This is a genomic window from Desulfoluna sp. HI9BLuna, from assembly GCF_056829775.1.
In genome coordinates this window covers 2542065-2556070 of record NZ_CP186555.1, presented here as the reverse complement: position 1 = coordinate 2556070, position 14006 = coordinate 2542065, and the positions used below count along the sequence as shown (strand labels likewise).

The following is a 14006-nucleotide window of genomic DNA, read 5'->3' as shown; positions in this document are numbered from 1 at the left end:
TCGATCACTCACTCACACCCGCGCGTTTTTTTGGTTTTTCTGGTTTTTTACCTGCGCCTGGGGTGTTTGCCGATCGTATTGAACCAACCAAAACGACTAAGCAAAGGGCCGCAGGCGACGACAAGCCGGCGGCCTTTTTTTGTTTTTTAAAACCACACACCCACCAGCCGCCGCCGAAGATCAACCCTGCAGAGCCGATGAAGGAGGAGCCATGCTTCTTGGAAAAGCCATCAGACTCGAACGCGTCTTCAACCGCAACACCGGAAAAACCATCATCGTCCCCATGGACCACGGCGTCACCGTGGGCCCCATCTACGGGGTGGTGGACCTGAAGGGCACCGTGGACAAGGTGGCCGAAGGCGGCGCCAACGCCGTGATCATGCACAAAGGACTGCCGCGCCGGACCCACCGGGGCCACGGCAACGACATCGGCCTCATTATCCATCTCTCAGCCAGCACCGTGCTCTCTCCGTTCCCCAACGCCAAGACCCTGGTGGGCTCCGTGGAAGACGCCATCCGCCTGGGGGCCGACGCCATCTCCATCCACGTGAACCTAGGGGACGAAAAGGAGATGGAGATGCTGGAGTCCTTCGGACGCATCAGCTCCGAGGCCGCTTCCTGGGGCATGCCGCTCCTGGCCATGGTCTACGCCCGGGGTGCCGGGATTCGGGACGAGTACGACGTGGAGGTGGTGAAGCACTCGGCGCGCCTGGCCGAAGAGCTCGGAGCCGACGTGGTGAAGGTGCCCTACACCGGATCCCCCGAGACCTTTGCCAAGGTGGTGGACGGCTGCTGCATTCCCGTGGTCATCGCCGGAGGGCCCAAGATGTCCAGTCACCGGGACATCGTGCAGATGGTTTACGATGCCAACCAGGCCGGAGGCGCGGGCCTCTCCATCGGCCGCAACGTTTTCCAGGATGAGAACCCGGCCCTCCTCGTGAAGGCCTTGAACGGCGTGGTGCACCAGGGGAAAGGTGTGGATGAGACCATGGATTTTCTGGAGGCCCATCTTCAAGGGGCATAGCCGGAGACGGCTCCCGGGAAAAAGCCCGGGCAGGGAAAACAAACGAGGCAGGCTCACACATGATAAGCGCCGCTGCAGACAGATTGCAGCGGCGCTTTTTTTGTGACGATTCAAACGCCTGCCCCCGGCGGCAAGGTGTGCCACCTTGAAAGCAGGTAGCGGATGTGATTTGCCCCTCGTTCCTCGGGGCAAATCACATCCGCATTTAAAACGGCATTCATGCATATATTTTTTTATGACCTGTTTGTTAAACTTTTTGTAACTATTCAGTTGCCTCCGGCGGGTCGCTTTTTTGAAAAAAAGCTCCGCAAAAAACGTTTCTAAGAAAATGTCGGAATTGTTTCGGCGGAGCCTATAAATGATTACTTGAGACCTGTTTATCAAACTTTTTAAAAGTTTGGCCCCCGGCAGGGCCGCCGGAGGCTGTTTTAAACAGGGCCGTTTACTGCAGCCACGGAATTTCGAGGAACGAGCCTTCTCCGTAATGGAAGGTGATGTCGAACTCCTCGTCCGAAGGCCTGCTGTAGGAGATGTCAAAGGTGTCGATGGCCACGGCCAGGCGGTGGCCCTTGGGAACATTTGCTGCAGTGGTGATGAAGTTGAACTCGTAGGTCTTGGCCATGCCCGGCTCCGCACTGGGCATGAGCCGGTCGGACTCCAGCAGGACCAGGGGAGCATGGGAGATGAGGGTCCCGATGCCCAGGGCATCCACGGTGTAAAGGTGGGCAATGAGCTGCACCCGCTGGGCAGACGGTGTGAGGGTAAGGCTCAGGGTTGGGGTGCCCGCCAGGGTGCGGGTTTGGCTCACCCGTTCCGTGGCAAAGACGATGGCCTTGCTGCGGCTGGAAAGCGGCAGGCTGGCCGTGATGTTCAGGGCCTGGGTGTGGGCCTCCAAAAGAGAACTCAGCAGGGGGATCCCCAGGGTGAGGCCCGAAACAAGGCCAGAGGAGATGGTATCCGACTCATCCCCTGGGTGGGTTGTCAGCCCCCCTCTGTAGCTGTACCAGGGCCGGTGGGTGAAGTAGCGCTTCTCCGGGACGATGTCGTTTTCTATGGGGGGCCGTGAGATGCCTTCGAGGTGGGTGCCGTTGATGTCCTTGATGTAAAGGTGATCAAGGTAGTGGCGGTCTGTGGAGCTTTTGTTGTCGATGGATATGGGCGGGTTGTCCATGATCCCTGTGTCCATCTCCTTGAGGTGCTCGTCGAACCAGGCGTAGGCACGGTTCCAGACGGTGTTGGGCATGCCTATAAGGCCGGACCCCTCGGTTGAGGCGTGGATCCCCCGGTTAAAGTCGATGCGCTTGGCCTTGACGTTGAGGCCGTAATAGAAGCGGAGCATCTGGTTGGGGGTAAACAGAAAATCCTGGAGGTTGGTGCTGATGCAGACGGCCAGGTCCCGGTCCTCATCGTTGAACCGCTCCAGAAAATTGACGGGGGAGCGGTCCAGGGCCCAGGGAAGCAGGGTATCGAAGTGGGCCTCGTGCTCATGGTTGAAGAGCTGGTCCGTGATGATGCTGAGCTCAGGGTCCAGGTTGGCCGCGATGTCGCCCATGCCCACGAGGATCACCTTGACCCAGACCGGCTTGGGGCTCTGGTTGAGGTAGAGGGAGTCCACCAGGTCTCCCCAGGGGACCATGGCCATCACCGCCTTGACCCGGGTGTCGAAGGCGGCCCCCATGAGGGAGAGGCCTCCGCCCAGGGAGATGCCGCACATGCCGATCCTGGCGTCGGAGTCGTGAGCGACGCTTCCGTCCGGAGCCTTCACGACCCCGGTTACCGGTGTGTTGGCCGTGAGCCAGTCAATGAGGGTGGTGATGTCGGACGTGTCCTTTCGACCTCCCACGTTCACCACGCCCTCGGACTGGCCCCAGCCCCTGGCGCTGTAGGAGAGGACGATATAGCCTTTCTCACAGAAGCTTTTGGCCTGGACCCAGTACTCGTGCTCTTCCATAAGCCAGCTGTTGGGCATCACCAGGGCGGGGAATGTCTCCCCCGGCACCTTGGGCTCGGGAAGAAAGAGGTTGCAGGAGAGGGTGACCCCGTCCTCGGGGTTGGTGATGTGCAGTGTGTCCTGATAGGTCCAGCGGTAGTCGGAGGGGCTGAGGGTAAATGTTTCGCCGGGCATGGTGCCCATGGCATGGGCCGCTTGCATGGGGGCAAGGGCCAGGAGAAAAGCAGCTATCCATCGAATCATTGGGTGATCCTCCTTGGGTTGGAGACCTTTCCCGTGACATTCAGGGGGGGAGTGAAGGTCATGATGTGGAACGCTGTTTGTATGAATGAATTCGGTATTATGTTAGAGCAGGGTGAAGGGTAAATCAAGGGTAAAGGCTAAGAAAGAGAGGGGGTTAGATGGTTTTTGTCGGGATCGTCTGGTTAACCAGACGGGTGATGGCGTCGGCCTCCTCGTCCCGGCCGTGTTTTCGGCAGCCTCCTGCGTAGATCCGCCCCTTTTTCTCTAAAACAGCTCGTGTCGCCTCGGCCTGGGCCGTGGACAGGACGCCGCTCTTCAGCAGTTTCACCAGGGATTGGATGCGGAACCGGTCCAGAAACGGGGTTTTGGAGAGCTGGTCCTCGTGCCCGCCATGCTTGATCACCAAAGGGGAGGGTGTCGTGTAGACAGGGGTTGTGCAGGCGATCCTCAGCCAGAGGTCGTAGTCTTCGCAGGCGGGAAGGGTCTCGTCGAAGAGGCCGACCTCCTTGAAGAGGGTGCCATGGAGCATCACCGCCGACGGGCTCACCAGGCAGAGGTGGAGGGATGCCTCAAAAATGTCCCCGGAGGGTTTTTTGTGGTGCTTGCACGGGTTCACCCGTTTTCCGTTTCGGATCCAGAGCTCTTCGGTCTGGCAGATTCGCGCCTCGGGGTTGGCTTTGAAAAACGCGGCCTGTTCCGAGAGCTTTTCCGGCAGCCACCGGTCATCGGAATCGAGGAAGGCGATATATTCCCCCTGTGCTGCGGCAATCCCGTGGTTTCGCGCCCGGCTTACGCCCCCGTTGTCCAGGGTGATGACCTGAAGAGCGTCCCCGTAGGCTGCCAGCAGGGACGGGGTCTCGTCCGTGGAGCCGTCGTTCACCACGATGAGCTCCACCTCGGGGTAGTCCTGGGCCAGGACCGAATCCACGGCGTCGGCCAGGGCCCAGGCCCGGTTGTATGTGGGGATGATCACGCTGATCAACGGGTTGTTCATTCTTCCTCCAGGGTGGTGTATGGTATAAGCATCCCGGCAGATAGCCGTGCCGCGTCTCCTTAAGAGCCGTCCAGGCCCATGGCCTGCGACCTTCAGGGAGTGCATGGGCGCATACTTAGCACTTTTTTCCAAAAAAATCGACGCGAGGGGGTTTCCATGATCACCGAATCCATTCCGGGTTTTTCCGATATTGCCGTTTCTCACCTGGTCCTTGACTACAACGGGACCCTTGCCCTGGACGGGAAACCCCTGGTGGGGGTCAGGGAGCGCATTGAGGCCCTGAGCGGGTCCCTGACCATTCACGTGGTGACCGCCGACACCTTTGGCCGGGCCGGGGACGCCTTAGCCGACTGGCCTGTGTTTCTCACCGTCCTGACCCCCGGGGAAGAGGCGGAGCAGAAGGCCACCTATGTGCAGACCCTGGGCGCAGACTCGGTGGTGGCCGTGGGCAACGGCCGCAACGATTGCCGCATGCTGAGCCTGGCCTGTGTGGGCGTGGCCGTCACCGGGCCCGAAGGGGCGGCCTCCCCTGCCCTGATGTCCGCGGACATCGTGTGCCCGGATATACTGGCAGCCCTGGATCTGCTTTTACACCCCAACCGCCTGAAGGCCACCCTCCGGACCTGAATCGGTCTCGCGAAAGCGGTGGTGAAACGATTTCGCTCTAAAGCGCCTCCGGCGGCCCTGCCGGGGGCCAAACTTTTAGAACGTCAGACAAATCAGGTTTTAAGCCATCATTTCCAGACTCCGACGAAGCACGGGTGCATTCAGGAATGTTTTTTGCGGCGTTTTTTTCAATAAAGCGCCCCGCCGGAGTTATTCCGGTTAAAGTCAAGCGAATCCCAAAAGTTCTGCATCGTGTTTTTAGAAGAATGAAACGGGCCTCTCCTGCAAAGACGGTTGCCGGATGTCACACAACACGCGAATGCCCCGATAACGCAGGCAGAATGGCTGCCTTCATGCATTCGCCATAGGGTTTCAAGGTGCCCCCACCTTGCCGCCGGAGACAAGGTGAACAGTTACCATCGATTCTTTCTTTATTTTTATGGCCACCGGCGCGTTTCGCCCCGCGGTTACGTCCGGTCGTCCCTTTCTCCCATGTTTTCCAATCCTTCTCTCCTGTCTGTTACCTGCGAATAAATATTGACATTCGAACGAACGTTCGTATATCTCCTATAACATTGTTTCTTTCATAAAAACCGAGTTTGCCGGATGACGTGTTCTTTTTTGTCCGCAGGGACGGGCACGCCGCCATGTCGGAGAAGGGACCCGTTATGCTGCCTTTCAAGTCGACCCGTCAGGTCATCATCGATGCCGCAGGGGCCTTGTTTGCCAGAAAGGGCCTCGACGGAACAGGTATCCGCGAAATCGTCAAAGAGGCGGGGACCTCCCTGTCGTCGGTGAATTACCATTTCACCAACAAGGAGGGGCTCTACCTGGCGTGTATCCGTCACATCATGGAGGAGAAACTGGACCTGCCCGGCCTGTTCGGCACCCTGGACACCGGGGAGTACACCACGCCGCAGCAGGTGTCCGATGTGATGGGGTACATGATGCACCGGTGCCTCCTGGCCCTGCTCGGGCCGGGGGTGCCCGAATGGTACGGCATCCTCATGGTTCGGTCCCGCATGGATCTGCACCCCAAATCGTCGCGGGCCCTCATGCGGCTGGAGGAGCCCCAGAAACTGAGGACCTTTGTTCGGGAGCATGTCCCGGGGGTCGGTGACTCCTTTGTGCAGTACTGGTACGTCAGCGTCATGGCCCAGATCCAGTACTACATCATGGAGCGGGAGGCGGTGCTCATGGCCTTTGACCTGCCCGGGTACGATAAACCTTTTTTAACGGCCACGGCCAGCTACATGGCCGAGAGCATGACACAGGTCCTGGGCCTGCCGGCCCCGGACCACCGAGAGGTGGCAAGGAGGCTTTGATGGGTGGTGGGAGGCGGTGGGCAGGGAGCGGGGGCAAGAGGGTGGGCAAGAGGGTGGCGGGGTGGGTGCTTGTCTGGCTGATCCTCCTTGGGGCGTCTGTGCCCCACGCGGCGCCGGTGCGCAGAGTGGTGGGGGTTGTCATCGGAGGTGCTGCACCTTCCCAGGACGCCTTGCTCACGCGGGTGCGACACGAACTTGCCATTCTCGCCGGGCCGGAGATGGAGTTGGTACTCCCCGAAGGCAAGGTGTGGCGGGGTGCGCCTACCCCGGAGGGCATGGCTTCGGCCTTTGACGCCCTGGAGGCCGACGGTGAGGTCGCCTTGGGTGTGGCCCTGGGGTACGTGGCCTCGGGGGTTGCTGCAGAGAGGACCCGGTGGAACACCCCGGTGCTGGCCACCCACCTGTTGGTCCGGCCGGAGGCTTCGGTTCCCGGGTTCCGGGGCATTGTGGTGGGGCCCCTGATTCGCACGGGGCTGGGGCAGTTTTTCGGGGCAGTGACAGTGCCTCGGGTGACGGTCCTGGTGGATGAGCAGGCCCGGCCCATCCTTCCCCGCATCGAGGCGTTTCTGGGAACCGTTCCTTTTTTGCAGGAGGTGCCCTGGACCCTGCGCACGGTCCCTGCGCGGGGGGATGCCCTGCGGGAGGCGGTGCGGCACGAAACGGGCGGGGTGATTTTTTCCCCGTTTCCCGGGATGTCCGAAGCGGCCATGGCCGGGGTGGCGGCAGAGCTCAGGGCCGGGAAGCGCCCCTCCTATGCCATGGGGGGAAAAAAGGATGTGGAGGCCGGGCTTCTCTTCGGGTCGGTGCCAAAGGGCGAGACCAGGCGTCTTGCCCGCCGGACGGCATTGACCCTGTACAGCATGGCCCGGGGCGAGACGGTGGGGGCGGACCGGGATGAGTGGGCCGTGGAGGGAACCCCGGTGATTCATGTGGGAACGGCAAAGGCCATCGGCTTTTCGCCGCGTTGGGAGCTGTTCCGGTATGCGGAGAAGGTGGGGGAAAAGAGCCCGGAGCCGGTGCTCCTCTCCCTGGCGGAAGCCATGGAACGGGCCCGGCTGTACAACCCCGATCTGGCCTCGGAGGCCCGCCTGGTGGAGGCCGGGGCACAGGAGTCCAAGAGGGTGCTGGCCGCCTTGCTTCCCAGCATCGAGGCGTCGGTGACCGGGATCCGCATCGATGAGAACAGCGCGGAGAAGAGCCGGGGCACGGAGTCTGAAGATACCGTCAAGGGCAGCCTGACCCTGACCCAGGTGATCTATTCCGAAGCAGCCTTGAGCGGCTACAGCGCCTCCAAATCTTTTCAGCTCTCCCGGGAGGCGGAGCAGAAGGCCCGGGAGCTGGACAAGGCCCTGGCCGCGGGCCAGGCCTATATCAACCTGCTCAAGGCGCGCAGCCTGGCTGCCGTGCGCAAGGGAAACCTGGGGGTGACCCAGGAGAACCTGGAGAGGGCCCGTGCCCGGAAACAGGTGGGGGCCCTCAACCCGTCGGAGCTGTTCCGGTGGGAGAGCGAGGTGGCGAGCAATCGCACGGAGCTTCTCAACGCGCGGGTTCAGGTGCGGTTTGCGGCAAATGCACTGAAGCGGCTGTGTGGCATGGAGGTGACCGATACGGTGGACACCCTGAACGGCGAGGCCGACCAGGCGGTTCTTTTGACCGTGCACCCTGCGTTCCGGGAGATGCTGGACCGGCCCACGGAGTTCGGGGCGCTGGTGGCCTCCTTAGTGGACGTGGGCCGGGAGGCCTCGCCGGAGCTTCTCCAGGTGGACCATGCCCTGACCTCGGGCCGTCGCCGTGTGCGGGGGGCCCGGCGTGCCTTCTACCTTCCGGAGGTGGCCCTGAAGGGGGCCGTCACCGAGATCTTCGACCGGGGCGGTTACGACCGGGTGTTCCCCAATTATGATGAGAAGGAGTGGTACGTGGCCATCCAGGCGAGCTTCCCCCTGGCCACGGGGGGCGAGCGCCTGGCCGACCTGCGGCAGGCGGCCGAGGAGACCTCGGCCCTCTCTTTAAAGCGGCGTTATCTTATGACGGTGTTGGCCGAGCAGATCACCGACGCCGCCGACGCGGTCCAGACCACCGGGGCCACCATCGGGCTGGCCGCCACCTCCCGGGATGCCGCCGAGAAAAACCTTGCCCTTGTCACCGACGCTTACGCCGAAGGGGCCGTGGCGGTGATTACCCTGCTGGACGCTCAGAATACGGCGGTTTCAGCGCGTATTGCCGCAGACAATTCAGTCTACGATCACATGGCGGCCATGCTTCGGCTCCAGCGTTTGCTGGGGCGGTTGGATTTTTCCGGGGGGGCCGGGGAGACGATGGTCAGGCGGCTCGCAAAGGCCGCAGCAGAGGAGGTTGGGAACAGAGACGCGGGCATGGCGCCGATGTGATTGCCGGCCACGTGATGCATGAACCGAGACGGAATTGCATAAGGAGAGGGTATGGGCGGTCGGGTGTGGAGAGGAGTGGTTCTGGCGGCAAGCCTGTTGGCGCTGGAATGGGTGGGGTGTTCGGGGGAGAGGGCAGCCGAGGAGGTTCACCTGAGGCCGGTACGGGTGCAGAGGGCGGTGCGGGTTGCCCCGGAGGTCTCCCGGGTTTTTTCCGGGTATGCCCTGGCCTCGGTGGAGTCCAGGCTCAGCTTCAAGGTGCCGGGCACCCTGGAGCGAATCCCGGTGAAGGTGGGGGACGTTCTGAGCGCCGGGGACCTTGTGGCCTCCCTGGACGACCGGGACTACCGCCTGCGAGTCCAGGAGGCCGAAGCGGGCCTGGACCAGGCCAGGGCCCAGGCCCGCAACGCCGCCCTCTCCTATGAACGGGCGCGGCGGCTCTGGGAGAACGACAACATCTCCAAGAGCGATCTGGACCGGGCCCGGGCGGCCTGGGAGTCGGCCACGGCCCAGGTGACCTCCATCGAGAAGAAGCGGGACCTGGCAAAGCGCCAGCTGGGGTACACCCGCCTGGTGTCGCCCATGTCGGGGTCGGTGACCATGGTCCTGGCCGATGAGAACGAAAACACCGGGGCCGGGGTGCCGGTGGCCATCCTTGCCTCGGGGCGCCGGGTGGAGGTCCATGTGGATATCCCCGAGGTGATGATCTCGGACATTCGGGCAGGGCAGGCGGTGGCCGTGCAGTTTGCCGCCATGGGGAAGAGGCCCTTTCCGGCCGTGGTGTATGAGGTGGGCACGGCGGCCACAGGCTTTGCCGCCACCTACCCCGTGACCCTTCGCCTTGTGGAGGAGGTCAGGGAGGTGCTACCCGGCATGGCGGCGGAGGCGACTTTTCGATTTCCGGGGCGCGGTGGGGAGCGGTTCCTTGTCCCTTCCCATGTGGTGGGGCAGGATGCGTCCGGGCCTTTTCTTTTTGCCGCAGAGCCCGACGGGGAGGGCAAGGCCACGATCCGGCGCCTTCCCGTGGCTGTGGGGGCCTTGACCCAGGATGGCCTTGAGGTCTTTTCCGGCCTTTCCGGCGACGAGTGGGTGGTGACGGCGGGCATGAGCCGCCTGAGCCATGGCATGCAGGTGCTGCTCAAAGCCGGGGAGGCGCCATGATGCACATCACGGAAGCGGCGATCCGCATGAACCGGGTGACCCTGGTGGTGATCCTCATGGTGGTGCTGGGGGGCTGGGTGACCTTGCACAGGCTGCCCCAGGATGAGGATCCCGGGTACATCATCCGGGTGGCCATGGTCACCACCTATTTCCCCGGTGCCAGCCCGGAGCGGGTGGAGCAGCTGGTCACCGACAGGCTGGAGAAGGCGATTCAGGAGATCTCCGAGCTCGATTACGTGGAGAGTGAGTCCCGGCCCGGCATCTCCATCATCTATGTGCACATCGACGAGTCATACAAAGAGATGCGCCCCCTGTGGGACGAGTTGCGGCGCAAGGTGGATAGGGAAACCCCCAGGCTCCCGGAAGGGGTCATCGGGCCCTTTGTGAACGACGACTTCGGCGATGTGTTTGGCCAGGTCCTGGCCCTCACCGGTGAGGGGTACACCTACCGCGAGCTCAAGGATGTGGCCGACGAGGTCCGTGACGAGCTTCTCCGCATCGACAACGTGGCCAAGGTGGAGATCATCGGCGCCCAGGAGGAGCAGGTGTTCCTGGAGTTTAACTCCGCTCGCCTGGCCCGGTACGGCATTTCGCCCCTTATGCTTCAGCAGGTGCTCTCCCAGCGCAACATCATCATCCCTGGCGGGGCCCTGGAGTCGGGGCAGGAGCGGATCAACCTGGAGCCCACGGGGAATTTTGAGGCCGTGGCCGAGATCCTGGATACGGTGATCTCGGTGCCGGGCCGCAAGGAGGTGGTCTACTTAAAGGACCTGGTGGCCGTGACCCGGGGGTACAAGGATCCGCCCTCCACCCGAATGCGATTCAACGGCGCCCCGGCCCTGGGCCTGGCCATCTCCATGTCCGACGGCGGGGATATCATTGCCCTGGGCAAGGAGGTGACGGCCTTTACCAAGCGGCTGGAGGCCCTCTATCCCATCGGCGTGGGGTTTCAGTTCCTGGCCCGTCAGCCCGAGCGGGTCCATCGGAGCGTCAGCGATTTTCTCTCCAACCTCATGCAGAGCATCGTTATTGTCTGCCTGGTGATGCTGGCGAGCCTGGGGGTGCGGACCGGGCTCCTCGTGGCCAGCCTCATCCCCGTCACCATCCTCATGGCTTTTTTGCTCATGGGCTTTTTTGGCATCGGCATCGATCAGGTCTCCCTGACGGCACTGCTGATCTCCCTGGGAATCCTGGTGGACAACGCCATTGTCATGAGCGAGTCCATCATGACCCAGGTGCGGGAGGGCCAGAGCGTGGCAGAGGCAGCGGTGACATCGGCAAAGGAGCTGGCGCGCCCGCTCCTCACGGCCTCGTTGACCACCTCCTTTGCCTTTTTGCCCATCTACATGGCCAAGTCGTCCACCGGGGAGTACACCTCCCCCCTGTTCAAGGTGGTGACCCTTACCCTCCTCAGCTCCTGGGTGCTGGCCCTCACCATGATCCCTTTGTTCTGTGTCCGGTTCCTGCGCGTCAAGGGGCCAGAAAAGGAGCCGGGGTATCAGTCGCCTTTTTATTCCCGGTACCGGCGGGCCCTCATGGGGGTGCTGCGTCACCGCCTGCTGTTCGTTACGGCCATGTGCCTTGCCTTCGTGGTGGCCATGGCGGGGTTTCGGTACGTGCCCAAGCGGTTTATGCCGGACTCGGACCGCCGCATCATCACCGCCACCGTGGAGACGCCCCCGGGCTCGGACATCGCCCACACCGAAGCCATGGTCAAGCAGATGGAAACCTTCATCCAGGCCAACCTCATGGCGGAAGAGGGGGGAGAAGGGGTGGTGAGCTGGGGGAGCTTCATCGGCGAAGGAGCCCCGCGGTTTATCCTCTCCTACCGGCCGGACCCGCCGGAGAGCAGCTTTGCCTATCTCCTCATCAACACCACCTCCTTTGAGGCCGTGGCCGAGGTGGTGAACCGGCTTCAGGATTTCTGTGACGCCGAACTCCCCGAGGTCCGGGCCAAGGTGTCCCGGCTGTCCGTGGGGCCGCCGGTGAACCACCCTGTGGCGGTGCGTATCTCCGGCAAGCGGGATGCCGTGCTCTTTACACTGGTGAATGGGCTCAAAGAGCGTCTGCGCAAGGAACCGGGGGTGCGGGAGGTGGGGGATGACTGGGGGCGCCACACCCGCAAGCTGGTGGTGCGGGTGGACCAGGAGCGGGCCCGGCGCGCTGGCATCACCAGCCGGGATATTGCCCTTTCCCTCCAGGGAACCTTAAGCGGCATCCAGGTGGGGCAGTACCGGGAGGAGGACGACCTCATCCCCATTGTGGTGCGCTCCGTGGCCGAGGACCGAAACGACATCGAAAAACTGGAAGGGCTGCGCATCTACAGCCTGGCAACAGGCCAGTCCGTGCCCTTGAGCCAGGTGGCCCATATGGACACGGACTGGCAGCACGGTAAGATCATTCGTCGGGACCGGCTTCGCACCGTGGAGGTGTACGCCGATCTCTTCGAAGGATTCAACGCCCTGGCCATCAACGAGAAGGTCTCGGCCTGGCTGGCGGAACAGAGCGGCGGCTGGGGCCTGGGATACCGCTACGAGGTGGCCGGGGAAGCGGAAAAGTCGGCCAAGGCCAACCAGGCCATCGCCGATGAGCTGCCCTTTGCCGCCATGCTGATCATGCTGCTTCTCATCCTTCAGTTCAACTCCCTGAGGCGGACGGCCCTGCTCCTCTGCATCGTGCCCCTGGGGCTCATCGGCGTCACCGTGGGGCTTCTGGTAGCGCGATCCTATTTCGGGTTTATGACCCTTCTGGGGGTGGTGGCCCTTTCGGGCATTGTGATCAACAACGCCAACGTGCTGCTCGATCGCATCCGCATCGAGATCGAAGAGAACGGGCTGGAGCCAGGCGATGCCGTGGTGATTGCGGCCCAGCGGCGGCTTCGCCCCATCCTGCTCACCACCCTCACCACCGTGGGCGGTCTCATTCCCCTTTGGGTGGGAGGCGGGCCCCTTTTCGAGCCCATGGCGGTCTCCATTATTTTCGGGCTGGTCTTTGCCACGGTGATCACCCTGGGCATGGTGCCGGTTCTCTACACCTTGTTCTTCAGGGTTCGCCTCTGAGAAGGCAGAAAGGCTTCACGACAACGGACAATGGACCACACGGTGGTGGCGGTCTCCGCCCTCCGTGTGCCTGGCAGGTAACGCAAGCAACGGGGTGAAAGGTATGTCCGAGACAACATTCAACCAGGGGCTTCGGCTCAAGCGGTTTGCCATGGCCGCAACCACCTACCTTCTGTGGCTGGGGCTTTTTGCCTATGTTCGCTACATGGGGCTCTCCCAGATCCCCTGGCCCGTGTTGTGGCGGTGCACCTGCCTGGTGGCGTTGTGCAACATTGCCTTGCTGCTGGTGTTTCTGAGCGGGTTGAACCGGTGCTTCAAAGACCCGAGCCTCACCCTGTTTCAGATGGGCATGGGGACCTTCTGGGTCATGGTGGGGGTCTACTACTCGGGGGAGGCCCGGGGCGGGCTGCTTCTTCTTTATCTCGTGGTCTTTGTCTACGGGCTGTTTCGGCTCAAGGTCCGGCAATTTCTCTTTCTCTCGGCCTTTGCCATCGCAAGCTACGGGGCGGTGCTGTTTCTCCTCCAGAGGCAGGACCCAGCCGGGTTCAACACCCGGCTGGAGGTGATGAACCTGCTCATCCTCATGGTGGTGCTTCCCTGGTTTTCCCTGGTGGGTGGCTACATCACCAGCCTTCGGGAAAAGGTGGCCCGGGCCATGGCCACCATCGAGAAGCTGGCCATCCACGACGACCTCACCCAGGTGTTCAACCGCCGCCAGATGTTCGAGATCCTGGAGCGGGAGAAGGCCCTGGGGGATCGCGGGGTTCACCCCTTTTCCATCTGCATCTTCGATCTGGATCACTTCAAGCGGGTCAACGACACCTTTGGCCACGAGGCGGGGGATATCGTGCTGCGCACCGTGGCCCAGGCCATTCAGAAGAACCTGCGGGACATCGACCACATCGCCCGGTACGGGGGGGAGGAGTTTATCCTTATTCTTACCAATTCCGGGGTAAGTGAGGCCATGCAATGCGCCGAGCGGGTGAGGGTTCTCACCGAAGGGCTTGCCTTTGAGGGACTTCCTGCGGATTTTCGGGTGACCATCTCCGTGGGGGTGACCAAGTACACCCCGTCCGAGGACATCAAGGCCTCCATTGGCCGGGCGGACGACGCTTTGTACCGGGCAAAGAGCAAGGGAAGAAATCGGGTGGAATACGAGCCGGCAAGGCGCAGGGACGGTCAAGGTCCGGCTGGGACACGGGAGAAAAAGGGGGAGGGAGCCCACCCCGGCATGTGATGGTGACGGCCGGATGGGTTTT

General features: G+C 62.4%; 9 protein-coding genes. 7 read left to right on the top strand and 2 right to left on the bottom strand.

The genetic code is table 11. From position 1 onward, the window contains the following. The first annotated feature begins 211 nt into the window (after window positions 1–211). Window positions 212–1024: a 2-amino-3,7-dideoxy-D-threo-hept-6-ulosonate synthase gene (locus ACOYW0_RS10385; RefSeq protein ID WP_180137795.1), complete on the top strand. Its 813-nt coding sequence runs from the start codon at window positions 212–214 to the stop codon at window positions 1022–1024. Between the two features lie 442 nt (window positions 1025–1466). Here the strand turns inward: ACOYW0_RS10385 and ACOYW0_RS10380 are convergent, their stop codons facing one another. Both ACOYW0_RS10380 and ACOYW0_RS10375 read right to left on the bottom strand, forming a co-directional pair. Then, entirely contained in the window at window positions 1467–3218 is a 1752-nt protein-coding gene (locus ACOYW0_RS10380; protein WP_482418381.1) for a CocE/NonD family hydrolase, read from the bottom strand. 154 nt (window positions 3219–3372) lie between these two features. Next, window positions 3373–4212, bottom strand: coding sequence for a glycosyltransferase family 2 protein (locus tag ACOYW0_RS10375; RefSeq protein ID WP_482418380.1), 840 nt, complete (start codon window positions 4210–4212; stop codon window positions 3373–3375). Window positions 4213–4368: 156 nt separating this feature from the next. Here ACOYW0_RS10375 and ACOYW0_RS10370 point away from each other — a divergent pair, with 156 nt between their 5' ends. From ACOYW0_RS10370 to ACOYW0_RS10345, 6 genes are all read left to right on the top strand, one after another. Next, window positions 4369–4839 carry an HAD family hydrolase gene (locus ACOYW0_RS10370; protein ID WP_482418379.1) on the top strand — a complete coding sequence of 157 codons (471 nt, stop codon included), beginning with the start codon at window positions 4369–4371 and terminating at the stop codon, window positions 4837–4839. A gap of 647 nt (window positions 4840–5486) precedes the next feature. Next, window positions 5487–6143: a TetR/AcrR family transcriptional regulator gene (locus tag ACOYW0_RS10365; RefSeq protein WP_482418378.1), complete on the top strand. Its 657-nt coding sequence runs from the start codon at window positions 5487–5489 to the stop codon at window positions 6141–6143. Next, on the top strand, window positions 6143–8530 hold the full coding sequence (locus tag ACOYW0_RS10360) for a TolC family protein (protein ID WP_482418377.1): 2388 nt from the start codon (window positions 6143–6145) through the stop codon (window positions 8528–8530). Before ACOYW0_RS10365 ends, ACOYW0_RS10360 begins: the two co-directional genes overlap by 1 nt. Window positions 8531–8581: 51 nt before the next feature. Continuing rightward, window positions 8582–9688 (top strand): efflux RND transporter periplasmic adaptor subunit, encoded by a 1107-nt coding sequence (locus tag ACOYW0_RS10355; RefSeq protein ID WP_482418376.1) that lies wholly within the window; start codon window positions 8582–8584, stop codon window positions 9686–9688. Further along, window positions 9685–12747, top strand: coding sequence for an efflux RND transporter permease subunit (locus ACOYW0_RS10350; protein ID WP_482418375.1), 3063 nt, complete (start codon window positions 9685–9687; stop codon window positions 12745–12747). Before ACOYW0_RS10355 ends, ACOYW0_RS10350 begins: the two co-directional genes overlap by 4 nt. 103 nt (window positions 12748–12850) lie before the next feature. Next, a complete protein-coding gene (locus ACOYW0_RS10345; RefSeq protein WP_482418374.1) occupies window positions 12851–13984 on the top strand; it encodes a GGDEF domain-containing protein in 1134 nt (377 codons plus the stop codon). The last annotated feature ends 22 nt before the right edge of the window (window positions 13985–14006 follow it).

Excerpts from the sequence above, each read along its gene's own strand:
- ACOYW0_RS10385 (WP_180137795.1), top strand. The coding sequence starts at position 212 with ATGCTTCTTGGAAAAGCCATCAGACTCGAACGCGTCTTCAACCGCAAC.
- ACOYW0_RS10380 (WP_482418381.1), bottom strand. The coding sequence starts at position 3,218 with ATGATTCGATGGATAGCTGCTTTTCTCCTGGCCCTTGCCCCCATGCAA.
- ACOYW0_RS10375 (WP_482418380.1), bottom strand. The coding sequence starts at position 4,212 with ATGAACAACCCGTTGATCAGCGTGATCATCCCCACATACAACCGGGCC.
- ACOYW0_RS10370 (WP_482418379.1), top strand. The coding sequence starts at position 4,369 with ATGATCACCGAATCCATTCCGGGTTTTTCCGATATTGCCGTTTCTCAC.
- ACOYW0_RS10365 (WP_482418378.1), top strand. The coding sequence starts at position 5,487 with ATGCTGCCTTTCAAGTCGACCCGTCAGGTCATCATCGATGCCGCAGGG.
- ACOYW0_RS10360 (WP_482418377.1), top strand. The coding sequence starts at position 6,143 with ATGGGTGGTGGGAGGCGGTGGGCAGGGAGCGGGGGCAAGAGGGTGGGC.
- ACOYW0_RS10355 (WP_482418376.1), top strand. The coding sequence starts at position 8,582 with ATGGGCGGTCGGGTGTGGAGAGGAGTGGTTCTGGCGGCAAGCCTGTTG.
- ACOYW0_RS10350 (WP_482418375.1), top strand. The coding sequence starts at position 9,685 with ATGATGCACATCACGGAAGCGGCGATCCGCATGAACCGGGTGACCCTG.
- ACOYW0_RS10345 (WP_482418374.1), top strand. The coding sequence starts at position 12,851 with ATGTCCGAGACAACATTCAACCAGGGGCTTCGGCTCAAGCGGTTTGCC.